The sequence below is a fragment of the Nocardia asiatica NBRC 100129 genome, assembly GCF_000308415.1.
GTDB lineage: Bacteria > Actinomycetota > Actinomycetes > Mycobacteriales > Mycobacteriaceae > Nocardia > Nocardia asiatica.
This window is the reverse complement of record NZ_BAFS01000074.1, coordinates 1-24,785: the sequence shown is the minus strand read 5'-3', so window position 1 is coordinate 24,785 and position 24,785 is coordinate 1. Positions and strand designations below refer to the sequence as shown.

The window sequence follows — 24,785 nt, the reverse complement described above, 5'->3', positions numbered from 1 at the left end:
CCAAAGGGGCCGCGAACACGCCGCGCGAAGGCGCGGCACTACAAACTCAACGTCGCCCGCAACCGCGCGTCGAGGGATTCGGTCTCCTCCTGGGTGAGCACGCCGAGATGTTCGGTGAGCCAGGGGCGGTAGGCGCGGTGCAGTTTCAAGGTGTCGGCCCAGCCGTGTTCGGTGTGGGTGGCCAGCACGTGGCCGGGGTCGGCGTCGCGCAGCGGGACGACCTGTAGCCAGCGATAGCGCGAGGTGATCATCGCCGAGTCGGAGACCAGCACGACCCGCATGCGTCGCGGGAAGGGAGTGCCGTCACTGAGGGTGGGGGCGTAGCGCCAGACCTCTCCGCGCCTCATGCGGCGGTGCCCGCGTCGTCTTCGGCGACCTGGGTGAGCGTCACGTCGTCGTAGGCGGCGGCCAGCTCGGCTTCCTCGTCGATGGCGAGCGCGGTCAGGCTGTCGTGCACGAGCGCGGTGCGCAGTGCGGTGTTGATCACCGCCGAAAGGCTGCGGTTCTGGCGATCGGCGGCTTCCCTGGCCCACTCGGCCACCTGGGGGTCCAGTGTGACGGTCACGCGCGTCGCCTTGCTCACACCCGTATGCATACCAGAGCGGTGCGCCGACCGGAACCGGCTCGTGGCGCCTGCCGTGGGAATGTCTCGCCCGCCCGCTCTCGCGGCGCTTCGGACCGCCCGGTCCGGCCGGGGCCTATTAAGGTCGATTCGTGGCAAGCAAATCCGCCGGTTCGGCGATCGAACTCGAGGTCGACGACCTCACAGTCCGTGTCTCCAACCCGGACCGGGTCTACTTCCCGGAGAGTGGCGCGACCAAGCTCGATCTGGTGCGGTACTACCTGAGTGTGGGCGACGGCATCGTCAACGCGTTGCGCGACCGCCCCTGCATGCTGCACCGGTTTCCGAAAGGACTCGCGGGCGACAAGGTGCATCAGAAGCGGCTGCCCGCGGGCGCGCCGGACTGGATTCCGACTGTGCGGGTGTACTTTCCGCGCTACGGGAGGCACGCGGACGAGCTGTGCGTCGAGAAGCTCGCCGACGTCATCTGGGCGGTGCAGATGTCGACGGTCGAGTTCCATCCGTGGAATTCCCGCGCCGCCGACACCGAGCGTCCCGACGAGTGGCGCATCGATCTGGACCCGATGCCGGATTGCCCGTGGTCGCGGGTGCAGCGTGTCGCCGGTGTGGTGCACGAGGTGCTCGACGAGATCGGCGCCGTCGGATGGCCGAAGACCTCCGGCGGCAGGGGCCTGCACGTGTACGTCCGGATCGCGCCGGATCAGGGTTTCCAGGAGGTGCGCCGGGCGGCGCTCGCGTTCGCCCGTGAGGTCGAGCGCCGCGCACCCGACGACGTGACCACCACCTGGTGGCGCCGCGACCGCGATCCGAAGCTGCTGTTCGTCGACTACAACCAGAACGCGCGCGACCACACCATCGCCGCCGCCTACTCTGTGCGCGGCGTCCCGGCCGCCACGGTTTCGACCCCGGTACGCTGGGACGAGATTCCCGATATCGATCCGCGCGATTTCACCATGTCCACCGTTCCCGCTCGCTTCGCCGAACTCGGCGATCTGCACGCGGGCATGGACGACGCGGTGTTCGGTCTGGATCCGCTCCTGGAATGGGCCGAGCGGGACAAAGTGGACGTGGAGCTCGACGAGGAGCACACCGATCGGCGCGAGGCCTAGCGTCGCGCCGAACCGGCGCCCCGCGACCGGTCGTCGCACGCCCGGCGGTGCTACGGTCGCAACGTCCACCCTGCTCGCGACCACGTCCTACTGCTCCGAAGGAGGTCCGTCCATGAACCGACCGGCAGTAACGATCGCGATCGGCCCCACCGACCCGCCTCCCACGCTGGTGGAGAAGGCCGTCGTGGAGGCGGGCGCGGTGATCTCCGGCCTCGACGAGGCGCGGGGGCTGATCTGGGTCGGCGGCCCCGGTGAGTTCCCGGAGGAGTTGCCCGCCGGTGTGGAGTGGGTGCAGCTGCCTGCCGCCGGCGTCGAGGACTGGTTCGGCGCGGGCGTCATCGCCAGGCATCCCGGCGTGCGATTCACCTCGGCCGCAGGCGCTTTCGCGGCGAGCGTGGCCGAGCACGCGCTGATGCTGCTGCTCGCGGGCGTCCGGTACCTGCCCGAGCACCTGCGCGCGACGGACTGGCGGCAACAGGACTTCTTTCCCCACGTCGGCACGCTGCGCGGCAAGACGGTGACGATCGTCGGCGCGGGCGGCATCGGCCGCGCGCTGATCCCGATGCTGGTGCCGCTCGGCGCGCACATCATCGCGGTCAACCGCAGCGGGCGTCCGGTCACCGGCCCCGGCATTCCCTCGTCGGTCGAGACCGTTTCCGCCGATCATCTCGGCCGCGTCTGGGCGCACACCGATCACGTGGTGCTCGCCGCGCCCGCCACACCCGCCACCAGGCGGCTCGTCGGCGCGGACGAACTCGCGCGGCTCAAGCCGTCCTCGTGGATCGTCAACGTCGCGCGCGGCGGTCTCATCGACACCGACGCGCTGGTGAAGGCGCTGGCCTCCGGCGCGATCGGCGGGGCCGCGCTCGACGTCACCGACCCGGAGCCGCTCCCGGCTGGGCATCCGCTCTGGACGCTGCCCAATGCCATTGTCACTCCGCATGATTCGAACCCGCCGCAGCTGCGGATCGCGGCCTTCGCCGATCACGTCGAGGCGAACGTCGAGCGGTTCCTCGAAGGCCGCGAACTACTGGCGCCGATCGATCCCGCGCGGGGGTACTGACGCGAAGCATGAGCCGATGCCCGGTATCAGCCGGGCAGCGCTCGGCCGAGGATCTCCTCGATGACCTCGCTCTTGGCATTCGCGTAGTGCTGCACGTATTTCCAGTCGCGCCGGGCGAGTTCCCGTTTGGTCCGCTCGTAGTACTCCCGGTCGTCTTCGTGCGTGCGCAGCCAGTCGCGGAAAGCCAAGATCCGCTCGATCTCCGGTGCGCCGGATTCCGGTGCGAACACGTGCAGATTTACGCTGCGTCGCGCACCGCTTTCGGCCCGGGCGACGAGACAGCGATGCTGATACCAGTCCGGTTGCCGCACGCGCAGTGCGTATCCGGCAGCCCCGAGCGCCGGTAGATAGGCGGCTTCGTCGGCGGCATCCGGAACGAGCAGCAGGATGTCGATCACCGGTTTCGCCGCCAGACCCGGAACCGATGTGGAGCCCGTGTGCTCGATCCGCAGGGCCACATCGCCGAGCGCGGCACGAATAGCGGCTTCTTCCTCGGCGTACTCGTTCGGCCACGCAGTGTCGTACTGCGCGAGAACCACCTCGACCGCATAGGGCTGCAAGTCACCGATCGTCGCAGCCGCGATCCCGTCGTCGTCCAACGTCGCCACACGTCACAGTAACCCGTCTAATAGCCTTCTCTGAATGTGCCATTGACAAATGGCACATTTGTCATTGATTCTGGACGCATGACAAGGTCAACGAGGACCTCGGTCCCCGGCGTTCCCGCCGTGCCCTCGACCCGCGCCACCGTGGCCGCCGCGGCCACGAGGCTCACGCTTCGACCGCTGAACTGCGCGGTTCCGATGAACACCGCGGGTGTCTGGTTCGCCCGCAAACTCATCGCCACCCTGATGGCCGTCGGTGGTCCCGTCCCGTCCGGCACTTCCGTCACGCAGGTTCGGTCGGGTGCGGTGCGCGGCGAATGGGTGCGGGCGGCCGGCGTGCCGTTCGGGACGCGAGCCGTCTACTACATCCACGGCAGCGGCTACGTGATCTGCTCGGCCCGTACGCATCGCGCGCTCGCCGCTCGGCTGTCGGCGAAAACCGGGCTTCCGGTCTTCCTCACCGACTACCGCCTCGCGCCCGAACACCGGTTCCCGGCCGCGGCCGACGACGTCGAGGCGGGCTACCGCTGGCTGCTCGGCCGTGGCATCGCCGCGCGCGACCTGGTGATCGCCTGCGATTCCGCGGGCGGGCACCTCGCGCTGGACCTGCTCGTGGAGAACGCCCGGGACCGGCGGCCCCAGCCCGCGGCGGTCGCGATGTTCTCGCCGCTGCTGGACCTGACCCTCGGCCTGGCCGCCGAGCAGGAACGCGTCCGGACCGATCCGCTGATCTCCGCCGCCGCGGCGAGCAGGCTGCCCGCGTCCTACACCAACGGACACCCGGCCGACGCGCCGCGCCTGCGACTGGACGTTCCCCGCGGCCTGTCCCTGCCGCCGGTCCTGGTTCAGGTGGGCGGCACCGAGATGCTGGCCGCCGACGCACGGGCGCTGTGCGAGATGGTCCGGCGCGCGGGCGGCAGCTGTGAACTCGAGGTCTGGCCGGGGCAACTGCACGTCTTCCAGGCCCTTCCCGTGGTGGTGCCCGAGGCCGACCAGGCCCTCGCCCGCGCCGCCGACTTCCTGCGCGCGGCGCTGGTAGCTACCTCCGGCACGGAAAAGGTGAGTTGAGATGTTCGGATTGGACAAGCTGGTGGCCTTGGGCCGGCCCAAGCGCACGCACGGCGCGCGAGCCGTGGTCACCGGCGCGGGCAGCGGCATCGGCCGGGCGTTCGCGCTGGAGATCGCGGCCCGCGGCGGCCGGGTGATCTGCGCCGACATCGATGAAGCGCGCGCCGACGAGACGGTGGCCCTGATCGAACGCACCCGCCCCGGCGCCGCGCACGCCTTCCGCTGCGACGTCGCCCGGCGCGAAGACGTGCAGCTGCTCGCCCGGTTCGCCGAGACGCTGTTCGAGCGCCCGGTCAGCCTGGTGATCAACAACGCGGGCGTCGGCATCGGCGGAAAACCGGTGGGCCGCATCGGCTTCGACGACTGGCAGTGGGCGCTGGGCGTCAACCTGTGGGGCGTGGTGCACGGCTGCGAGGTCTTCGCCCCGCGCCTGCGCGCCGCCGGGCACGGCGGCATCATCAACGTCGCCTCGGCCGCCGGATTCGCCGCCGCCCCTTCGATGGCCGCCTACAACGTGTCCAAGGCCGGCGTGCTCTCGCTGTCGGAGACCATGGCCGCCGAGCTGAGCGGTTCCGGCGTCGCGGTCACCGTGCTGTGCCCCACGTTCGTCCGCACGAACGTCGCCAGGGACGGCCGGATCACCCGGGAGTCGGCGCAGCTGGCCGATTTCCTCATGCGCTGGACCGGGTTCTCCCCCGAGCGCGTCGCGCGCACGGCCCTGGACGCGCACGACAGCGGCAGGCTCTATGTGCTCCCGCAACTGGACGCGCACGCCGTTTGGCTGCTCAAGCGGTATTTCCCCGCGCAGTACACCTTCGTTCTCGGCCTCCTGGATCGGCTGCTGCCCCAGGAGGACCCGACCGCCACCGACCGCACGTCGGTCACCGACAAGACAGGAGTCTGACATGGCCATCGCGATGGACTTCGACGACATGCTCCGCAAAATCAAGGATCGTCAGTGGGCGCTGGCCGACATCGACTGGGACGCGCCGGGCGCCGAGACGATCACGCCCGAATTGCACGCCAAGCTCAAGCCGTTCATGGCCGACCTGATGTGGATCGAGAACGTCGGCGCGCGCGGCTTCGCGGCGATGGCCAAGAAGGCGCCGACCGAGACGCTGCGTGAGATCTACCGCTACTTCCACGCCGAGGAGCAGAAGCACGCCAACGCCGAACTGGCGCTGATGCGCCGGTGGGGCATGCTCGACGGCGACGAGATCCCCCAGCCGAACGTGAACGTCAAGCTGGTGATCGACTTCCTGGACAAGTACTCCGACGACATGTCGCTGTCGTTCCTCGGCACCGTGATCCCGATGCTGGAGGTGGCGCTGGACGGCGCGCTGATCAAGTTCATCATGGACGAGATCGAGGACCCGGTCTGCCAGGAGGCGTTCAAGAAGATCAACTCCGACGAATCCCGGCACCTGGCTGTCGATTTCGCCGTGATGGACCTGCTCGGGCACGCCGAGATGCGCAAGTTGCTCATCGACCTGGTCGGCGGCTGGGCCAAGCCGTCGCTGATCATCGGCGTGCTGAGCTACGTGCCGCTGCTGAACAAGATGCGCGACAACATCGTCGCGATGGGCGTCGACGAGGAGAAGCTCTACGGGGCGCTCAAGCGCTACGCGAATGTCGGCGAGCGCAGCGAGTTCGCCCGCAGGCTTCCGATGTACCAGATCGTGAAGACGCACGGCGGCTGGGTGATCGATCGCGGCCACCCCTACCACTTGGTGGCCGACGCGCTGGTGAAGATCACCGGGCTGATGCCGAAGGCGCTGCTGCGCAACAACCCGGCCTGGTCCAAGGAACTGACCTACGAGCCCGCGGCATGACAGGGAACCCGATGAGTACGCACACCTTGGACGTCGCCGTCATCGGCGGCGGGTTCGCCGGAATCGGCACGGCCATCCGGCTGAAGCAGCGCGGGATCCACGATTTCGTGATCTTCGAGCGCGGCGAGGCGATCGGCGGCACCTGGCGCGACAACACCTATCCCGGTGCGGCGTGCGACATTCCGTCCCGGCTGTACTCCTACAGTTTCGCGCCGAACCCGGACTGGTCGCGCACCTACTCCGGCAGCAACGAGATCCTCGGCTACATCGAGGCGATGGCCGCGCAATTCCGGCTCGGTCCGCACCTGCGGTTCGGGCACAACGTCACCGGCATCGTGTTCGACGAGCAAGCCGGGGTCTGGGAGATCTCGATCGAGGGCCACGCGGAGCCGATTCTCGCCCGCACCGTCGTGCTCGCGTCCGGGCCGCTGGCCAACGCCAGCCTCCCGGATATCCGCGGCATCGAGACCTACCAGGGCCACAAGATCCACAGCGCCCGCTGGGATCACGACTACGACTTCACCGGTAAGCGCGTCGCGGTCGTCGGCACGGGAGCCAGCGCCGTCCAGATCATTCCGGAACTGGTCGACAAGGCCGCCTCGGTGAAGGTGTTCCAGCGCACGCCCGGCTGGGTGCTGCCGCGGATCAACCGGCAGACCAACGGCCTGACCAAGGAGCTCTACCGCCGGGTGCCCGCCGCCGAGCAACTGGCCCGGCGCGCCTGGTTCTACGGACACGAGTCGGTGGCGCTGGGCGTGGTCTGGAACACGCCGCTGACCAGGGTGGTCGAACTGGTCGGCAAAGCGCAGCTGCGCAGACAGGTCAAGGATCCCTGGCTGCGCCGCCAGCTCACCCCGGACTTCCGGGCGGGCTGCAAACGCCTGTTGATGACCGACGACTACTACCCCGCCCTGCAGCGGGACAACTGCAAGCTGATCACCTGGCCGATCGCCCGGATCGCCGAGCACGGCATCCGCACCGCGGAAGGCATCGAGCACCAGGCGGACTGCATCGTCTTCGCGACCGGATTCGACGTCTCCAAGGCTGGGACGCCCATCCCGGTGGTCGGGCGCGGTGGCCGGATCCTCGCGGAGGAATGGTCGCGTGGGGCCTACGCCTTCAAGAGCGTCGCGGTATCCGGTTATCCCAACCTGTATCTCACGTTCGGACCCAATTCCGGGCCAGGGCACAACTCGGCGCTGGTCTACATGGAAGCCCAGATCGACTACTTGGTCGGCGCGATCGGCATCATCCTGGACCGCGGTCTGCGGATGCTGGACGTGCGGCAGGATCGGCAGGACCGCTACAACGCCGCCATCCAGCGCAGGCTGTCGGCCACCACCTGGAACTCGGGCTGCCGCAGCTGGTACCTCACCGAGGACGGCTTCAACGCCACGATGTATCCGGGGTTCGCCACCCAGTACGTCCACCAGCTGCGCACGGTGGACCTGGACGATTATCTGGTGGTCGAATCGGCCGCCGACCAGCGGCGACCACGAGTCGCACCGGTTTGCTAGGTGCCGAGGGACCGGCGGCGCGGACGATAGACTCGGTCCGCAGGGAATCAGCAGCGCGCCGCCGGTCCAGCGGCGCCGCGGTCAGCGAGGGAGGTGAGGTCGACGCCGGAGTACCGGATCGATGACCTCGCGCGCGCCGCGGGCACCACCACCCGCAATGTGCGCGCCTACCAGGAACGCGGTCTGCTGCCGCCCCCGGTCGGCAAGGACGGCCGGGCCAGCATCTACGACGATGCGCACCTGGAGCGGCTGCGCCTGATCGACGCGCTGCTGCAGCGCGGCTTCACCACCGCGCACATCGCCGACTTCATCACCAGCTGGGAGACCGGCAAGGACCTGACCGAGGTGCTCGGCCTGCAACACGCCGTCACCGCGTCCTGGGCCAAGGACGAGACCTTCGAGGTGCCCCGCGAGCTGATCGGCACCATCCTCGGCACCGAGGCCGACGAATTGGTCGACCGGCTGCGCGAGATGAAGCTGGTCCGGCTGGAAGGCGACACGGTGGTGTTCACCGAGACCCAGCTGCTCACCTCGTTCGCCGAACTGCACGAGTACGGCCTCGAACTGCGCACGCTCGTCGAGATCTACGCCGAAGTGGCCGACCGGATCGATGACATCACCCACATCATGATCACGGCCGCCAAACAGCACATCATCGATGAGCACGGCCCCGGCTGGATGCCCGAGACCAGCAGCGAGATCGCCGACCTCACAACGATGCTCAACAAGATGCGCGAGCTGGCCGTGGCCTCGGTCCACGCCACGCTGGCCCGCTCGCTGGACGTCACGCTGCGCCGCGAACTCGGCGACTACCTCGCCACGGCGGCCGAGCGAGAGAAACAGCGCAGCGAATCCGGCCGCGACGTACCCTCCTAGACAAGCGCAGAGTGCCGACCTTCGACGGATGGAGTCGCCGTGGCGTCCGACCGACCGAGAATCCCTCCGCTGCCGCTGGTACGGACCGTCGAATCGGTGCGCGCCGCGCTGGCCGTCGCGTTCCGCAAAATCGTGCCGGGACACGTCGCGCTGATGGAGCTGATCGCCGCCGGGTGGATCACCCAGGCCATCCATGCCGCCGCGGCGCTCGGGGTGGCCGACGAACTCGCGGCGGGCCCGCGGTCGGGCGCGGAACTCGCGGCGGCGGTCGGCGCCGACGAGGACGCGTTGCGACGGTTGCTGCGACTGCTGATCAGTCACGGCATCTTCACGCAGCGGCGCGACGGACGCTACGCGCTGACGCCGATGGCGCGTGCCCTGCGCCGTGACGCGGACGTGTCGCTGCGCGACGCGGTGCTGTTCTTCGGTTCGCCCGGTCACCGCAACCACTGGTCGCACCTGGTGGAGGCCGTGCGTACCGGCGAGCCGGTCGGCGAGAAGCTCGACGGGATGCCGTTCTTCGAATACGTCGCGAGCGACCGCGAATTCGGCGAACTGTTCGATCGCGCGATGACCAGCATCGGCACCCTGGCGATGGAACCGCTGTTCGCCGCCTACGATTTCGGCCGCTACCAGACCTTGGTCGACGTCGGCGGCGGCGAAGGGACGCTGCTCACCGAAATACTGCGCCGTGCGCCCCGATCGCGCGGCATCCTGTTCGACCTGCCCGAGGTGGTGGCCGCGGCGCCCGCGCGGCTCGCGGAACTCGGCCTCGCCGAACGCTGCGCGGTGCGCAGCGGATCGTTCTTCGACAGCGTCCCCGAAGGCGGCGACGCCTACATCCTCAAGCACATCCTGCACGACTGGGCCGAACCGGACGCGGCGCGAATCCTGCGCACGCTGCGCGCGGCCATGGCCCCCGACGCCCGGTTGCTGATCGTCGAGCTGGTCGTCCCCGAGCACACCGCGCCGCATCCCAGCAAATTCATCGACCTGGAGATGCTGGTCAATGCGGGCGGGCGGGAACGGACCGAGGCCGAGTACCGCGAGTTCCTCGCCCGGCACGGTTTCACGCTGATCCGGTGCGTGCCGACGGCCTCTCCGGACAACGTGCTCGAGGCCCGGCCCAGCTGACCGCTGCCGAACTCGGTGCTATGAACGGACTTCTAATCCGCCGCGGCGGGGACGACGAAGGCGAGGGTGGCGATCCCCACGGCGCCGTCGGCCACACAGGTGACACGCATCGGCTTGCCCACCGGCGTCTCCTGAGACTCGAAGCCGCTGTAGTAGCCGAAGACCGGCCCGGACCGGACCGACGGCAGGAAGAAACCGAAGCACTCGGCCTCCAGCACCGACGCGCCCTCGCCGCTGTGGCACCGGGCGGCCGCATCGGTGACGCCGCGATCGACGTAGCAGCCGGTCGGCTCGGCGGCGGCGGGCCCGGCGCCGAGCCAGACGACGCCGGTGAACAACAGCAGTCCGGTCCCCGCGCCCATGCGCCGCATCATGGTGTGCACCCGCATCCTCCTCGGCAGATCTCGTCCGTCCTGTTGCCGTGCCGGGGCTTCCGCTCAGCCCCTGTACGTCCCTGAACCCTTTCTGGTATTTCAGCAGAATCGGTGGGACCGGTCGAGCGCGACACCATCACGAAAGCATCGTTTTCCAGGCCGGATACCGGTCACACCCGAAAAAGTCGTGCGGCGCTCGCGTGGGAGAACTGCGGTCCCGGCGTCGGAACCGCTAGGCTACGAGCAGCATCGGCGGGTTCGTGAGGATGTGATGCGACCGTGGAATGGACCTTCACGCCGGACGAGTTCGCCCACATCTGGCGCGAAACGGACCTGGATCGCCATCCGTATCCCCTGCGCATCCTGGAGACGCCCCGTACCGAGGACGAGGCGGAGAAGTTGCGCATCGCCCTCGCCGAGCGGCTTCCCCTCAGCTCCGACCCCGACCTCTCGGCCTGCCTGCGCATTCTCGCCGAGCCGCACACCAGGATCGTGGCGATCGGGGGCGCGCATCAGCCGGGCAGCGAACTGCGACTACTGGCCGCCGCCATCTACGACCGCGCCGTGCTCGCGGTGCAGGAACCCGGCGCGAGCCCGGATTTCGGTGGGCGCGTGCGCATCTCGATCGGGCACAGCGCCAAGCTCGGCCGCCGGATCGCGGCGCTGCTGCCGAAGACCCCCGCCGGGCGCGAACCCGCCCGGGTCGCTTCCGGTGACGCGGTGCGCGATCTGGAGACCGTGCCCGCGCGACAGCAGGCCGCGCCGCGCATCCGCAAGCTGTTGCTCGAGCCGCACACCGCCGAGGGACACATCAGAATCGAACCGCGGCTGGATCGTCCGACACCGCCCCCGCCGATCCACTACACCTGGATAGACGTCCGGAACGACGGCAGATACCTGATCAAAGCGGGCGAAGAAGTGCGCATCGCCCCCGCGTCCACCGAGCAGATCGCCATCCAATTGCAAAAGCGCATCCCGGTTTAGCCGTTTTCACCGCCATTGCCGCCGACTATTGCTGACCCGGCCTCGGCTTCCGGTTAGTCTTGGGCGGACCGACCGATCTCAGGGGTGAGCGATGACGATCGAGACCAGCCGAGCCGATATCGCCCGATTCAAGGAGGCCGCGCAGGCCGGGACCGTCCAGTTCGATCCGGCGGCGGCGCGGCAGTGCGCCGACATGTACGAGCGTCAGGCCGATCGGCTGCTCCACTTGCAGCAACGCCTCGAATCCGTCGCGGAGCTGGGCGGTTTCGGTGGTTTCGTGTCCGCGCAGCAGTTGCAGGCGGGTTTCGGCCACAAGGCGCGCGACGCTGCGGCTCTGCTCGACCACTACATCGAAGCGGCCTACCGCATGAAGGAAGCGTTCTTGATCAGCGGAGGACTGTTCGAGGAGGCCGACGCCGCCGGCGCCGCGGCCCTGCGCGCGGTGCAGACGAGGTTGCCCCGATGAGCGGATCCGATCCCACCTACATCAACTCGATGGAGCATTTCGAATCCATGCGCCACGAGGAGATCTACGCGAAGGCACAGCAGATCGACGCCGCGCAGGTGCTGCGCGCGTCGACTACCTGGCTCGAGGTGGCCGGGGCGCTCACCACCTCGTTCCCGCTCACCCGCGGCGGGGTGGATCGCGTGATGGACTCGGCCGAATGGAAGGGCGCCGCCGCCGATGCCGCCCAGGCGTCCGCCCGCAGTTTCGCCGCGTCGGCCGACGAACTGGCCGCCGTGCTGGGCCAGGTGGGCGCCCGCCTCGGCGGGGTTGCCGCCGCCGCGGAGGCGGTGAAACTCGCGGTGGTGCCGCCCGGCGCTTCCGGACCAGTCGGCGCGATCGCGCAACTGCTGGAGGCCGCGCACGTCATCAACGCGCAGATGGCGCAGGAGGCTCTGCGCCAGGAAGCCGTGCTCGCGATGAACATGGTCTACAAACCCGCCTATTCCGCAGCGGGAACCGCCGTGCCCGCGCTGCCCGCGCCACCCGCGATAACGGTGCCTTCCGCGCCGCAACCGGTCTCCCCTGGCGCACCGAGATACGCCACGCCCGAGCAAACGCTGCCGAACGACCAAGTAGCGCCGGAGACTCCGCGCCCCGCACCCCGTGCGCCGGAATCGTCCGAGCCGTCACACAATCCGGCGCCGCCCGCCCAGGCGAAGCCGGACACACAGCAGCCACCCACCCAGCAGGCTCCCCCGCCGCAGCAGGTGCCGTCCACTCAGACACCGACACCACAGCCGACACCGGAGATACAGCAGGCGCCATCCACCACACCGGCGCCACCGAGTCCTTCTCCCGCGCCGACTGTCCCAGAACCCACGCAACCCCCGAGTTCCTCGACGCCCCCACCACCTTCCCCTGCGCCGCCGAGTTCCTCAGCGCCACCACCCCCGCCCGCGCCGCCGAGCCCGTCGGCACCGCCACCGCCGCCACCGCCACCGAGTTCGCCGGAACCTCCCCCGCCACCGCCACCGAGCCCGCCGGCACCGCCACCGCCGCCACCCGCGCCGCCGAGCCCGGAACCGGTCCAACCGCCGAGCCCGCCGCCCCCCGCGCAGCCCCCGATTCCCGGTCCTGCCGGACCCGAAGTCCCGTTGCCCGACCCGGGTGGTCAACCCGGCGTCACCGGCCCGGTGGAAGGCAACCAACAGCAGATACCCACAACCAACCAACCCGGCGTCGTCCCCTCCTGACGCCCGATCCCCGCACCACACCCGTGGTGGTCGGCGACCCCGGCCACCACGGCAGCCCACCCACGGCGTCCTCCTGACCGCCGAACATCGACCCGCACCACAGGCCCGTCAGCCGGATTTGCCTATCACGGCAGCACGGCCGCCACACCTGGGGCAGACCGCCAACCATCGAACACCTCAGCACCGCCTCGGCAACCGGCGATCCAGCCACTGCGGCAGCACAAGCGCCGCCAGGTCGCGAGCCGCCGACAAGTCCCCGCCCTGACGGGCGGACCTCTCACCACACACCAGTGGCCAGCGATCCAGGATCACCACCGCTGTTGCCAACAGCCGCCACCACTCCTCCGCACTGCGCCCGCCGTCTCGCGCCGACGGCGGACTTCGAATGCCTCGAGCACCGCCCCCTGCGACCCCGACATCGACGGCGGCACAAAGGTGGTGTTCTACCGATCATGTCTGCGTCGCCCGCTTCGACAGCAGATGGCCGAACACCCTCACTGCGGCTATGGCGGTCAGCCATCCCAAGCGCGGCAGTCCAACCGCATCCGGGTCACGACTCCTGCCGACGACGTCCCCGCCCCGACCGCTCACCACGCCCAGGATCCCAGCCCACAGCAGCACAACCGCGGCTGCTCCGCTCGTGCCCTCGTCGCCGCCACGGTCTAACAGGCACACGAACCGCGCCGCAATGAACGCGCGGTCGCGCAGTCGGATAGGGCCGAAGGTGACCGCCTGCCGACAGGAGCCGGTGACGACTCGCGATGCCGTTCGCCGGAAGCATGAGCTGCCGCGGCCTAGCCGGAGATCTCAGCCGCTGCGATTCCAGTGAACGGGTGGCTCGGGTACGCGGCCCGGGGGCGCGTCGTGTGGTCAGACCTTGACCAGGTCGTCGGCGTGGATGACGGGTCGCTGCATCGTGTCGGGCAGTTCGGCGGTCGAGCGCCCGAGCATGCCCGCCAGTTCGGTGCTGTCGTATTCGACGACGCCCCGGGCGACGATCCGGTTGTCTGGGGCCACCAGGTCCACCACGTCGCCGCCGTAGAAGCGTCCCCGGACGCCCACGATCCCGGCCGCGAGCAGCGACCGGCGCCGGTGCGCCACCGCTTGGACGGCGCCGTCGTCGATGAGCAGCGCGCCGCGGCTGTCGGCGGCGTGCCGGACCCAGAACTTGCGGGCGGACAAGCGCACCGGCCGGGCCGCGAACGCGGTGCCGACGGTGCCGGTGGTCAATGCGGCGGCGGCCGAGGCGGCGGCGGCCAGCAGTACCGGCACGCCCGCGTCCGCGGCCAGGCGCGCCGCCGACAGCTTGGACGCCATGCCGCCGGTGCCGAGCGCGCCGCCGCTGCCCGCGATGACGCCGTCCAAGTCGGCACTGCTGCGCACCTCGGGAATCAGCGTGGCCGCGCCCTTGCGCGGGTCGCCGTCGTAGAGACCCTCCACATCCGACAGCAGCACGAGCGCGTCGGCGCCCACCAGGTGGGCGACCAGCGCGGCGAGCCGGTCGTTGTCGCCGAAGCGGATCTCTTCCGTCGCGACGGTGTCGTTCTCGTTCACCACGGCCACCGCGCCGAGCGAGCGCAGCCGATCGAGGGTGCGTTGCGCGTTGCGGTGGTGTTCCCGGCGCGCGAAATCGTCGGCGCTCAGGAGCACCTGGCCGACGGTGCGGCCGTAGCGTGCGAAGGATGTGCCCCAGGCATGCGCGAGTGCCAGCTGCCCGACGCTCGCGGCCGCCTGCTTGGTCGCCAGATCGCGCGGACGACTGGTCAGGCCGAGCGGCGCGATGCCAGCGCCGATCGCGCCGGAGGACACCACCACCACATCCGACCCGGCGCGCATCCGCGTCTCCACCGCGTCGGCGAGCCGATCCAGCCGTGCGGTGTCCAGGCCGCCTTTCAGGCTGGTCAGCGCCGAGGAACCGATCTTCACCACGACCCGGCGCGCCGCCGCTATCGCCAGCCGGGCCTCGCTCAGGCCGGACGAATCCGCCTCGGCGGTAATCGAATTCAACTGCATCGCCACCGAACTCCCTGCACCACAATCGAATTCACGGTAGCCGGGACTGTTGCCCCGGCTCGACCCGGACCTCGCACGATCGAGCCCGCCGAACGCGGCACCGGCCGCGAGCGCACGACGACTCGACCGTCGTCCACGTCCTACTCCTCGTCTTCCCGCACCAAACCGCGGCGCACCCGCGACGCGTGCTTGCGCTCGGCCGCGCTGACCCGGTCGGACTGCTCCAGCCGGATGTCGGTGCCGCGCCCGGTGGGCACCATGTCGATACCCGCCGAGATCTGCGGCTCCCACTCGAAGGTGACGGCGCCGATGGTCACCGGCGCACCCGGCTCCGCGCCCAGCTTCACCAGCTCGTCCTCGACGCCCAAGCGGGCCAGGCGGTCGGCCAGGTAACCGACGGCCTCGTCGTTGTCGAATTGGGTCTGACGCACCCAGCGCTCGGGCCGGGTGCCGCGCACGATGAAACCGCCCGGCTCCTCCGGATCGGCTATCACGCTGAAGCCCGCCTCGTCCACCGCGATCGGACGGATGACCGGACGCTTGGGCGCCGCCGGCGGATGCTCCTCGCGGTACTTGCGCACCAGATCGGCCAGAGCGAAGGTCAAGGGTCGCAGGCCCGCGCGGCTCACCGCGGAGATCTCGAACACCGGCCAGCCCCGCTCGGTGAACTCCGGCGTCACCATTTCGGCCAGTTCGGCCGCGTCCGGCACATCGATCTTGTTCAAGATCACCACGCGCGGCCGGTCGGCCAGGTCGCCGAGTCCGGCGTCCGCGCTGAGCGCGGGCTTGTAGGCCGCGAGTTCGGCCTCCAGCGCGTCGACGTCCGACACCGGGTCGCGGCCCGGCTCCAGCGTCGCGCAGTCCACCACGTGGGCGAGCACCGCACAGCGCTCGAGGTGCCGCAGGAAGTCCAGCCCCAGGCCGCGTCCCTCGCTGGCTCCCGGGATCAGTCCGGGCACGTCGGCGACGGTGAAAGTGGTGTCACCGCTGGCGACGACGCCGAGGTTGGGCACCAGCGTGGTGAACGGGTAGTCGGCGATCTTCGGCTTGGCCGCCGACAGCACCGAGACCAGCGAGGACTTGCCCGCCGAGGGAAAACCGACGAGCCCGACGTCGGCGACCGACTTCAGCTCCAGAACCAGGTCGAGTTCTTCGCCGTCCTCACCGAGCAGCGCGAAACCCGGCGCTTTGCGGGCCTTCGAAGCCAGCGCGGCGTTGCCGAGCCCGCCCCGGCCGCCGCGAGCGACGATGAACCGGTTGCCGGTGCCGACCAGGTCGACGAGCACCTTGCCGTCGTCGTCGAGCACCACGGTGCCGTCGGGCACCTTCAGCACCAGATCGGCGCCCTGCTTGCCGTCGCGGTTGCCGCCCTCGCCCGGCTTGCCGTTGCCTGCCTTCGCGTGCGGGTGGAAGTGGAAGTCAAGCAGGGTGTGCACGTTGGAGTCGACCTCCAGGATCACGTCCCCGCCGTTGCCGCCGTTACCGCCGTCGGGCCCGCCGAGCGGCTTGAACTTCTCGCGGTGCACCGAGGCGCAGCCGTGGCCGCCGTTACCCGCACGCACATGCAGTACGACACGGTCGATGAACTTGGACATACGCCGAATCATCCTCCTTCGGGACTGGTCGTACTCGGAGCTGGTCGTGCGAGGACACGAAAAACGGGCCAGGGTTTCGAGACCCTGACCCGCTCGCTGTAAATCCGGAAGTGGTTCGGCGGTCAGGCCTGAACCGGCTCCGGGATGACGATGTTGACGGTCTTGCGTCCACGCTTGGTGCCGAACTCGACCGCGCCCGCCGACAGGGCGAACAGGGTGTCGTCACCGCCACGGCCGACGTTCACGCCGGGGTGGAAGTGGGTGCCGCGCTGACGCACCAGGATCTCGCCCGCCTTGACCGTCTGGCCGCCGAAGCGCTTGACGCCGAGTCGCTGGGCGTTGGAATCACGTCCGTTCCGGGAGCTGGACGCGCCCTTCTTGTGTGCCATAGCTGGTTCTCCTCGGGATGTCTTACTTGATGCCGGTGACCTTCAGGACCGTCAGCGGCTGACGGTGACCCTGGCGCTTGTGGTAGCCGGTCTTGTTCTTGAACTTGTGGATGCGGATCTTCGGGCCCTTGGTCTGCTCGACCACCTCGGCGGCCACGGAGACCTCGGCCAGCTTCGCGGCATCGGTGGTCAGCTCGGCGCCGTCGACGACGAGAACCGGATCCAGCGTCACGGCGGTGCCCGGCGCGCCCTCGATCTTCTCGACCTTCACCAGGTCACCGACCGCGACCTTGTACTGCTTTCCGCCGGTCTTGACGATCGCGTACGTTGCCATCGGTCGGCTGCCCTTCTTCCTCTATAGTGCTCGGCACTTGCTCACGCGGCGACTCCTCCGATGTGATGCCACCGGAAACCGCCACACGACTGGTCTGGTAATCGCCACCGCCTCGGCGCCTGGTGACTCTCGGTATCGAACTGTCGAGAACCGGGCCACGAAGACAAAATATGTTGTCACCGGGCAGCGACTGTCCAAGATTACAGGACGGCCACCGCGACGACCAAACCGGCATCCGAGCGTGCCCGGGGGGCATGCCACCGATTCGCCGATGGGACGCGCGTGGCCCCCGCCGGAGCGACCGGCGGGGGCCACGCGAGCTGAGCGACGACTCAGTCGGCCGCGCCCGGCGCACCCGCCGGACGGCCGACCGCCCGCCTGCGCGGCCTGCTGCGCTGCGGCAATTCCACCGGCTCCGGCTGGGAGTAATCGACCGCGGGCGTGGGCGCCTGCTCGCCGGTGGGCAGCACGAACACCGCTCCCGAACTGTCCGCGGCGGGCGCGGCAGCCGAACGGGCAACCCGCCGGCGACGAGCCGGACGGGCCGGTTCGGGCTCGGCGACACCATTGGTGGACGCCTGCGTCGCGGTCGGCGCCGCCTCGGTCACCGACACCGGTTCGGGCTCGGGTTCGGCTTGCGCGACGGGGGCTGCCTCCTCCGCGCGCACCGGTTCGATCTTCTCGACCTGTTCGACGACCTCGACGACCTCGGCGGGTTCGGTCTCCGGTTCCTCCGCAGGCACCGCCACCGCGGCCTCGACCGTCTCGGTGACCACCCGCTCCCCGGCTGCGGCGTGCTCGCCGGCGCGCGCGGCCTCGGCCGTCTCCTCGACGACCCGCGACCGCTTCCCGGCCTTGGCCGGTTTCGGCTCCGGCTCGGGCTCCTCGGACTGGTGCGCGGCCATCGCCAGCGCCACCGGGTGCGCCCGTTTGACGGCCGCGTCCTCCTCGCCGTGTTCGACCGCGGGGCCGGACCCGTTGGCGGGCTGGGCCTGCGCTGCCGCGCTCTTGTCCCGGCCACGGCGCCTGCGCGAACCGCTCTCCCGGGTGCGCCCGGCGGCCTCTTCGCCGGAACCGGGCTCCACCGGGTAGGCGTGCACGACGATGCCTCGACCGTGGCAGTGCTCGCAGGTGGTGGAGAACGCCTCGACCAGCCCGGTGCCCAGCTTCTTGCGGGTCATCTGGACCAGGCCGAGCGAGGTGACCTCGGAGACCTGGTGGCGGGTGCGGTCCCGGCCCAGCGCCTCGGTCAGGCGGCGCAGCACCAGGTCGCGGTTGGACTCCAGCACCATGTCGATGAAGTCGACCACGATCATGCCGCCGATGTCACGCAGCCGCATCTGGCGCACGATCTCCTCGGCCGCCTCCAGGTTGTTCCTGGTGACCGTCTCCTCCAGGTTGCTGCCGCCGGAACCGGTGAACTTGCCGGTGTTCACGTCGATCACCGTCATGGCCTCGGTGCGGTCGATCACCAGGGTGCCGCCCGAGGGCAGCCACACCTTGCGATCCAGCGCCTTGGCCAGCTGCTCATCGATCCGGTAGGTCTCGAACACGTCGACGCCGTTGTTCTCGTGCCGGGAGACCCGGGCGAGCAGGTCCGGCGCGACGGTGCCGATGTACTTCTCGACCGTGCTCCAGGCCCGGTCACCCTCGATGACCAGCCTGGAGAAGTCCTCGTTGAACAGGTCGCGGATGACCTTGACCAGGAGGTCGGGCTCCTCGTAGAGCGTCTTGGGCGCGTTGTTGTCCTTGCCCGTCTGCTCCTGGATCGTGCGCCAGGTCGCCTGCAGCCGCTCCACGTCGCGGGCCAGCTCGGTCTCGCTGACACCCTCGGAAGCGGTGCGGATGATCACGCCGGCGTCGGCGGGCACGATATCGCGCAGGATCTCCTTGAGACGCTTGCGCTCGGTGTCCGGCAGCTTGCGGCTGATGCCGGTGGAGGTGCCGCCCGGCACGTACACCAGGAACCGTCCGGCCAGACTGATCTGCGTGGTCAGGCGGGCGCCCTTGTGGCCGACCGGGTCCTTGCTCACCTGGACCAGCACCTGATCGCCCGGCTTGAGCGCCTGCTCGATCTTGCGCTCCTTGCCGCCGAGCCCGGCGGCCTCCCAGTTGACCTCACCGGCGTACAGCACGCCGTTGCGGCCGCGGCCGATGTCGACGAACGCCGCCTCCATACTGGGCAGCACGTTCTGCACCTTGCCCAGGTACACGTTGCCGACCATGGACGCCGAGCCGGTGCTCGTGACGAAGTGCTCGACCAGGACGTTGTCCTCGAGCACGGCCACCTGGGTCGCGGTGGGGTGGTCCGGGAAGGACTTCTCGCGCACGACCATCACCCGGTCCACCGCTTCGCGCCGGGCCAGGAATTCCGACTCGGTCAGGATCGGCGGACGGCGGCGGCCCGCCTCGCGTCCGTCGCGACGGCGCTGCCGCTTGGCCTCCAACCGGGTGGAGCCGGTGATGCCCTGCACCTCGTCGACCGCGACGCGGCTGCGGCTCTTGTTGCGCGGTTCGCGCTCGTGCACGACCGTGTTGGGGGGGTCGTCGTCGGCGGGCTCGTTCTCGCCGGACTCGCCCGCCACCTTGCGGCGCCGACGGCGACGGCGGCGGCGGCTCGAGCCTTCCGGCAGGCCCTCCTCGTCCTCGCCTTCGGCGGTCTCGCCGGATTCCGCCGCCTCGGCGGCCTCGGTGGTGTCGGGAGCCGACTCGTCCTCGGTCTCGGACTCGCCTTCCTCGCCGTCGCCCTCACCGTCGGCCTGCTGCTCGCCACGGCCCCGGCCGCGACCGCGACGGCCGCGGCGCCTGCGGCGCGGCTGGTCTTCGGTGTCGACCTGCTGGTCGGCCGACTCGCTCTCCTCCTCGGCCGCCGCGGTCTCGTCCTCGACGGGCTCGGGGGCGGGGGCGGGCTCTTCGGGGCGCCGGGCTTCGCGCTCGGCGCGCCGCTGCCTACGCGCCGCCTCGGCGGCCGCGGCGTCCGGCGGCAGGAACAGCGGCGCCTGCACGACGGCGGCGGACTCGAACACCACCGGGGCGACCGGCTCCGGCTCCGGGCGCACCGAGTGCGTGAAGAGCTGAGTGGGCGGGGCGGCCGCGGCGCCGGGCGGCGGCTGTGTGGCACTCACCACATCCGGTGCGGAGAAGATCACCCCCGCACCGGTGAAGGGAGCCTCGGCCCGCTCTTCGCGGGCGGGTTCGGCAGCGGCAGGTGTGGTGGCCTGCGCGGCGGGCTCGGGGGTCCGCGCCGGTGCGGGGGCCTCTGCCGGCTCCCCGGCGGGCTGCTCGGCGTCCGCCTCGACAGTCACCAAAGCGTCGCGCACCGATTCCGCGACGGCCCGGTCGACGTTCGACTGCGCGCTCCGCGCGTCGGCCCCCATCTCGGTCAGCTTGGCCAGGATGCGCTTGCTCGTTACCCCCAGCAGCTTGGCGAGTGCGTGAACTCGGATTCGCTCCGGCAATTGTTCGGCATCCTGTGATGTTGTTTCCAGCGGCTCTTGATCGGCCACGAAGTCTCCTCGGGCCCCCGGGCGCGTCCCTCCCTGCGGGAGTGACGCGGCCGACGCGGGGGCGCTGTCCGTTCGACTCGCACCGGTGGGCGCGAGGTCAAGTGGTCTCGCCCCGCGTGCCCGGTTATCTCTCGGTTGTTCGTCGTTCGGGCTAACTGGTCACGCGGCGCCTGGCTGTATGGCTGAACTCCGCGGATCGAGCGCTCATCCAGCATGCCTACGCGAACAGCGGGCCCCGTAACCAGGCCGTTTGTCCATGGCAGCGATGATCGGCATCGAACCGTGGCGTCATCCGGCTGCGCTCGTCACGTCTCGTTCGCGCACCTGCACGAACAGTCGGCGTCGAAAGCAGCCGATGCCAGTATCCCACACCGCGCGCCGGGCGTTCGCCATCGGCGCTCGACTCGGTCCGGCCCGCGGCGCGAACGCGGGTGTCGCCGCGGCGCGGGCACGGTGGTCGAGACCCGGTCAGGCAGGCAGCTCGGGGAACCAGAGCGCGATCTCCCGCTTGGCCGATTCGGGCGAATCGGACCCGTGGACCAGGTTCTCCTGCGTCTCGAGAGCGAAGTCTCCGCGAATGCTGCCGGGCACCGCTTTCTCGACCGGGTCGGTGCCGCCGGCGATCTGGCGGAACGCGGCGATGGCGCGCGGGCCCTCCAGGATGGCCGCGACGACCGGACCCGAGGTGATGAACTCGATCAGGGAGCCGAAGAACGGCTTCTGGGCGTGCTCGGCGTAGTGGCCCTCGGCCAGTTCCTGCGACACCTGCTTCAGCTCGAGGGCGACGATCTTCAGGCCCTTGCGCTCGATGCGTGCCAGCACCTCGCCGACAAGGCCACGGGCCACACCGTCCGGCTTGATGAGTACCAACGTCTGCTCAGTCACGGCGCAAGCCTATCCGGCACCTTCTCCAGCGCCACACCAGCGGTCGGACTGGTCTGTTCCCCGGTGCGGCAGACCGGACGAAGGCGGAGGCAACCAGTCCGCGACCAGCACCGTCGGCGGCGGTCGCCACCCGTGCCGCCGCCGCGCGGTGGCTACTGCCGCTGGATGCGCTGGCTGGGCAGCAAGCCCTTCTCCATCCGGCCGCGCACGTCGGCGCGCAGCACCAAGAGGAAGCCCCACACCACGCCGAACACCACCCCGATGACGCCGATGGACAGATGGATGAGCGCGCCCAGCAGGACGAACACTTGCAACGCGAGGTTGAACGGCAGCGCCCACGACCGGCGCTGCAACCCGGCCCCGAGGAACATCACCACCGCCAGCGCCACGAGGTAGGTGCCGGACAGCCAGGTCACCCCGCCGCCGACGTCGGCGACCACCGGCAAGGCCAGCAGCACCACGATCGCCTCGAGCACCAAGGTGCCCGCCATCACCCCGCGGAAGCCCTTCCACGGGTCGGTCGCGGGCGGTGGTACCGGCTGCTCGTCCTGACCGGCCGAATCGCTCATGCTGTGCCCTCCTCGGCATCCGCGCCCATGTGGTCACGCAGGCCGCTCTCTGGCCTGATGCTCATGCCGCATCCGTGCGCGATCTGAACGAGTCCTACGCGGTGACGGGTCTCGTGGCCTTCCGGCCCGACGATCCGATCGCAGCCGCGCACGTGCTGCGCGAGCCCGACTCGGCCACGCGCACTGCCGCCGCCCGGTCGGACGCTCATGCCGGGTCCTTTCCGAACAGCGCGCGCGCCGCGCCCGCCGTGACCACCGACCCCGTCACCACCACGCCCGCGCCGGACACCATCTCGCCCGGCTCGCCGACCTCTTCCGCGATCGCGATCGCGGTCTCCAGTGCGTCGGGCAGCGTCACGGCGGTGACCACGCGCTCGTCGCCGAAGCGCTGCACCGCGCGGTCGGCCAGAGTCTCCACGTCCAGCGCGCGGGGCGAACCGTTGCTGGTGACGACGATCTCGTCGAACACCGGTTCCAGCGCGGCGAGGATGCCGTCCACGTCCTTGTCACCGAGCACCGCGACCACCCCGACCAGCTTGCGGAAGTCGAACTCGTCGGCGAGGGTCGCGGCCAGCGCTCGCGCGCCCGCCGGATTGTGCGCGGCGTCGATGAAGATGGTCGGCGCGTTGCGCATCCGCTCGAGCCGCCCGGGGCTGGTGACGCTCGCGAAACCGGCGCGCACGGCGTCCAGGTCGAGCCACCGCTGCGCGCCCGCGCCGAAGAACGCCTCCACCGCCGCGAGCGCGAGCACCGCGTTACGCGCCTGGTGCTCGCCGTGCAGCGGCAGGAAGATGTCGTCGTAGACCCCGCCGAGCCCCTGCAACTCGAGCTGTTGCCCGCCGACCGCGATCTGGCGGGCCAGCACCCGGAACTCCGAGTTCTCCCGGGCGACCGCCGCGTCGACCTCGACGGCGCGGCGCAGCAGCACCTCCATCGCCTCCGGGTCCTGCTCGGCGATCACCGCGACGTTGTCGCGCGGCACCAGGCTCTCCGGGGCCCGCTTGATGATCCCGGCCTTCTCCCCGGCGATCGAGGCCAGGTCGGGGCCCAGGTAGTCGATGTGGTCCAAGCCGATCGGCGTGATCACCGCGACCTGCCCGTCGATGACGTTGGTGGCGTCCCAGGTGCCGCCCATGCCCGTCTCCACGACCGCGACATCGACCGGCGCCTCGGCGAACGCGGCGAACGCCATGCCGGTGAGCACCTCGAACTTGCTCATGGCCGGCCCGCCCGCCGCCGCGGACTGCTTGTCGATCATCTCGACGTACGGCAGCAGCTCCCGGTAGATCTCCACGTACCGCGCCGGCGTGATCGGCGCGTTGTCGATGCTGATCCGCTCGGTGGCCAATTGCAGGTGCGGACTGGTGATCCGGCCGGTGCGCCGGTGCAGCGCGGTGAGCAGCGCGTCGATCATCCTGGTCACCGAGGTCTTGCCGTTGGTGCCCGCGATGTGGATCGCCGGATAGTTCTGCTGCGGCGAGCCGAGCAGGTCCATCAGCGTGGCGATCCTGGTGAGCGACGGCTCGATCTTGGTCTCCGGCCAGCGCTGATCGAGTTCCGCCTCGACCAGCGCCATCTCGGCCAGCTCCACCGGGGAAGGCCCGGACCCGAGCCGCGCTCCGCCGCCACGGCGCTCGTCGTCGCCGTATTGCGGTTCCGGCTCGTGGTTCACTTGCCGCTCAACTCCGCCAGTCGCGTCAACTCCGCCAGTCGCGCCCCGATGCGCGTCACCTCGTCGGACGCGATCTGCTGCCGGTCCCGGATCTTGTCGACCACGTGCTCGGGGGCCTTGGCCAGGAACGCCTCGTTGCCGAGCTTGGCCGCGGTGCTCTGCAGTTCCTTCTGCGCGGCGGCGAGGTCCTTCTCCAGCCTGCGGCGTTCGGCGTCCAGGTCGACCGCGCCGGAGGTGTCCAGCTCCACGGTGACCGTGCCGGTGCTCAGGCGGACCTCCACCGACGCGGTCGCACCGAAGTCGGCGCCGGGCTCGGTGAGCCGGGCCAGGTTCGCCACCGACGCCGCCTGGTCGCCGAGGCCCGCCTCGGCGACCCCGATCAGCTTGGCCGCCACCTTCTGCTTGTCCGCCAAGCCCTGGTCACTGCGGAACCGCCGGATCTCCGTGATCAACCGCTGGGTGTCCGAGATGCGCTGCGCCGCCTGTTCGTCGACGGGCACGCCGGAGGCCTGCGGCCACGCCGCGATCACCACCGACTCGCCGCCGGTGAGCGCCTGCCACAACGTCTCGGTGACGAACGGGATGACCGGGTGCAGCAGGCGCAGCACCGCGTCGAGCACCGCGCCGAGCACCAGCTGGGTCGCCTCGGCGCGCGCGCCGTCGGCGGCGAACTGCACCTTGGCCAGCTCCAGATACCAGTCGCACAGCTCGTCCCAGGCGAAGTGGTAGAGCGCTTCGCACGCCTTGCCGAACTCGTAGGCGTCGAACGCGGCGTCGACCTCGGCGCGCACCGCCTCCAGCCGGTCCAGGATCCAGCGGTCGGCGTCGGTGAGCTGCGCGCGGTCGGGCAGATCGCCCACCCGCGCGCCGTTCATCAGCGCGAACTTGGCCGCGTTGAACAGTTTGGTCACGAAGCTGCGCGAGGCCAGCAAGTGCGGTTCGCCGACCGACAGATCGCCGCCCGGCTGCGCGCCGC

General features: G+C 70.2%; 25 protein-coding genes. 11 read left to right on the top strand and 14 right to left on the bottom strand.

Annotated features, from left to right (window positions below):
- Positions 1 to 38: 38 nt before the first annotated feature.
- Both ON27_RS07760 and ON27_RS07755 read right to left on the bottom strand, forming a co-directional pair.
- Positions 39 to 347: a hypothetical protein gene (locus tag ON27_RS07760; protein WP_043721637.1), complete on the bottom strand. Its 309-nt coding sequence runs from the start codon at positions 345 to 347 to the stop codon at positions 39 to 41.
- The gene (locus tag ON27_RS07755) at positions 344 to 565 is read right to left on the bottom strand and encodes a hypothetical protein (RefSeq protein WP_245559848.1); all 222 of its coding nucleotides are present in this window, start codon (positions 563 to 565) and stop codon (positions 344 to 346) included. The genes ON27_RS07760 and ON27_RS07755 overlap by 4 nt, the downstream gene beginning before the upstream one ends.
- 149 nt (positions 566 to 714) lie before the next feature.
- Here ON27_RS07755 and ligD point away from each other — a divergent pair, with 149 nt between their 5' ends.
- Together ligD and ON27_RS07745 are read left to right on the top strand one after the other, a co-directional pair.
- Entirely contained in the window at positions 715 to 1,692 is a 978-nt protein-coding gene (gene ligD, locus ON27_RS07750; RefSeq protein WP_043721632.1) for a non-homologous end-joining DNA ligase, read from the top strand.
- Between the two features lie 112 nt (positions 1,693 to 1,804).
- Entirely contained in the window at positions 1,805 to 2,755 is a 951-nt protein-coding gene (locus ON27_RS07745) for a D-isomer specific 2-hydroxyacid dehydrogenase family protein (RefSeq protein WP_043721628.1), read from the top strand.
- Between the two features lie 26 nt (positions 2,756 to 2,781).
- Here ON27_RS07745 and ON27_RS07740 read toward each other — a convergent pair whose 3' ends face one another.
- Complete coding sequence (locus tag ON27_RS07740; protein WP_043721625.1) at positions 2,782 to 3,363, bottom strand: GrpB family protein; 582 nt, start codon at positions 3,361 to 3,363, stop codon at positions 2,782 to 2,784.
- A gap of 78 nt (positions 3,364 to 3,441) precedes the next feature.
- Here ON27_RS07740 and ON27_RS07735 point away from each other — a divergent pair, with 78 nt between their 5' ends.
- The 6 genes from ON27_RS07735 to ON27_RS07710 all read left to right on the top strand — a co-directional run bounded on the left by ON27_RS07735 (position 3,442) and on the right by ON27_RS07710 (position 9,787).
- On the top strand, positions 3,442 to 4,428 hold the full coding sequence (locus ON27_RS07735; RefSeq protein ID WP_043721621.1) for an alpha/beta hydrolase: 987 nt from the start codon (positions 3,442 to 3,444) through the stop codon (positions 4,426 to 4,428).
- Position 4,429: 1 nt separating this feature from the next.
- Positions 4,430 to 5,332 carry an SDR family NAD(P)-dependent oxidoreductase gene (locus ON27_RS07730; RefSeq protein WP_051046319.1) on the top strand — a complete coding sequence of 301 codons (903 nt, stop codon included), beginning with the start codon at positions 4,430 to 4,432 and terminating at the stop codon, positions 5,330 to 5,332.
- Positions 5,333 to 5,339: 7 nt separating this feature from the next.
- The gene (locus ON27_RS07725) at positions 5,340 to 6,260 is read left to right on the top strand and encodes a reductase (protein ID WP_043721654.1); all 921 of its coding nucleotides are present in this window, start codon (positions 5,340 to 5,342) and stop codon (positions 6,258 to 6,260) included.
- Between the two features lie 11 nt (positions 6,261 to 6,271).
- Positions 6,272 to 7,777 carry a flavin-containing monooxygenase gene (locus ON27_RS07720; RefSeq protein ID WP_043721619.1) on the top strand — a complete coding sequence of 502 codons (1,506 nt, stop codon included), beginning with the start codon at positions 6,272 to 6,274 and terminating at the stop codon, positions 7,775 to 7,777.
- A 93-nt stretch (positions 7,778 to 7,870) separates the two neighbouring features.
- Positions 7,871 to 8,653 carry a MerR family transcriptional regulator gene (locus ON27_RS07715; protein ID WP_043721616.1) on the top strand — a complete coding sequence of 261 codons (783 nt, stop codon included), beginning with the start codon at positions 7,871 to 7,873 and terminating at the stop codon, positions 8,651 to 8,653.
- 39 nt (positions 8,654 to 8,692) lie between these two features.
- Positions 8,693 to 9,787 carry a methyltransferase gene (locus ON27_RS07710; protein WP_043721613.1) on the top strand — a complete coding sequence of 365 codons (1,095 nt, stop codon included), beginning with the start codon at positions 8,693 to 8,695 and terminating at the stop codon, positions 9,785 to 9,787.
- A 32-nt stretch (positions 9,788 to 9,819) separates the two neighbouring features.
- Here ON27_RS07710 and ON27_RS39750 read toward each other — a convergent pair whose 3' ends face one another.
- Positions 9,820 to 10,170, bottom strand: a complete 351-nt coding sequence (locus tag ON27_RS39750) for a hypothetical protein (RefSeq protein WP_157227114.1) — start codon at positions 10,168 to 10,170, stop codon at positions 9,820 to 9,822.
- A gap of 270 nt (positions 10,171 to 10,440) precedes the next feature.
- Here ON27_RS39750 and ON27_RS07700 point away from each other — a divergent pair, with 270 nt between their 5' ends.
- The 3 genes from ON27_RS07700 (at position 10,441) to ON27_RS39745 (ending at position 12,846) form a co-directional block, all read left to right on the top strand.
- Positions 10,441 to 11,145, top strand: coding sequence for an ESX secretion-associated protein EspG (locus tag ON27_RS07700; RefSeq protein WP_043721610.1), 705 nt, complete (start codon positions 10,441 to 10,443; stop codon positions 11,143 to 11,145).
- A gap of 91 nt (positions 11,146 to 11,236) precedes the next feature.
- Complete coding sequence (locus ON27_RS07695) at positions 11,237 to 11,611, top strand: hypothetical protein (RefSeq protein WP_043721607.1); 375 nt, start codon at positions 11,237 to 11,239, stop codon at positions 11,609 to 11,611.
- Positions 11,608 to 12,846 (top strand): hypothetical protein, encoded by a 1,239-nt coding sequence (locus tag ON27_RS39745; protein WP_051046317.1) that lies wholly within the window; start codon positions 11,608 to 11,610, stop codon positions 12,844 to 12,846. Before ON27_RS07695 ends, ON27_RS39745 begins: the two co-directional genes overlap by 4 nt.
- Positions 12,847 to 13,716: 870 nt before the next feature.
- Here the strand turns inward: ON27_RS39745 and proB are convergent.
- From proB to ON27_RS07630, 10 genes are all read right to left on the bottom strand, one after another.
- Positions 13,717 to 14,859: a glutamate 5-kinase gene (proB, locus tag ON27_RS07675; RefSeq protein WP_245559850.1), complete on the bottom strand. Its 1,143-nt coding sequence runs from the start codon at positions 14,857 to 14,859 to the stop codon at positions 13,717 to 13,719.
- A gap of 140 nt (positions 14,860 to 14,999) precedes the next feature.
- On the bottom strand, positions 15,000 to 16,454 hold the full coding sequence (obgE, locus tag ON27_RS07670; RefSeq protein WP_043721593.1) for a GTPase ObgE: 1,455 nt from the start codon (positions 16,452 to 16,454) through the stop codon (positions 15,000 to 15,002).
- Between the two features lie 122 nt (positions 16,455 to 16,576).
- Positions 16,577 to 16,843: a 50S ribosomal protein L27 gene (gene rpmA / locus ON27_RS07665; RefSeq protein ID WP_043721591.1), complete on the bottom strand. Its 267-nt coding sequence runs from the start codon at positions 16,841 to 16,843 to the stop codon at positions 16,577 to 16,579.
- Between the two features lie 22 nt (positions 16,844 to 16,865).
- Positions 16,866 to 17,177, bottom strand: a complete 312-nt coding sequence (rplU, locus tag ON27_RS07660; protein ID WP_043721588.1) for a 50S ribosomal protein L21 — start codon at positions 17,175 to 17,177, stop codon at positions 16,866 to 16,868.
- 332 nt (positions 17,178 to 17,509) lie between these two features.
- Positions 17,510 to 20,683, bottom strand: a complete 3,174-nt coding sequence (locus tag ON27_RS07655) for a translation initiation factor IF-2 N-terminal domain-containing protein (protein ID WP_043721583.1) — start codon at positions 20,681 to 20,683, stop codon at positions 17,510 to 17,512.
- 468 nt (positions 20,684 to 21,151) lie between these two features.
- On the bottom strand, positions 21,152 to 21,568 hold the full coding sequence (gene ndk, locus ON27_RS07650; protein WP_043721580.1) for a nucleoside-diphosphate kinase: 417 nt from the start codon (positions 21,566 to 21,568) through the stop codon (positions 21,152 to 21,154).
- Between the two features lie 152 nt (positions 21,569 to 21,720).
- The gene (locus ON27_RS07645; protein WP_043721576.1) at positions 21,721 to 22,137 is read right to left on the bottom strand and encodes a DUF4233 domain-containing protein; all 417 of its coding nucleotides are present in this window, start codon (positions 22,135 to 22,137) and stop codon (positions 21,721 to 21,723) included.
- The gene (locus tag ON27_RS07640) at positions 22,134 to 22,346 is read right to left on the bottom strand and encodes a hypothetical protein (RefSeq protein WP_043721574.1); all 213 of its coding nucleotides are present in this window, start codon (positions 22,344 to 22,346) and stop codon (positions 22,134 to 22,136) included. Before ON27_RS07640 ends, ON27_RS07645 begins: the two co-directional genes overlap by 4 nt.
- Positions 22,343 to 23,728: a bifunctional tetrahydrofolate synthase/dihydrofolate synthase gene (gene folC, locus ON27_RS07635; protein WP_043721641.1), complete on the bottom strand. Its 1,386-nt coding sequence runs from the start codon at positions 23,726 to 23,728 to the stop codon at positions 22,343 to 22,345. The genes ON27_RS07640 and folC overlap by 4 nt, the downstream gene beginning before the upstream one ends.
- Before the next feature lie 77 nt (positions 23,729 to 23,805).
- Positions 23,806 to 24,785, bottom strand: a 980-nt coding sequence (locus ON27_RS07630) for a class I tRNA ligase family protein (RefSeq protein WP_043721572.1), incomplete at its 5' end; no start/stop codon positions are given.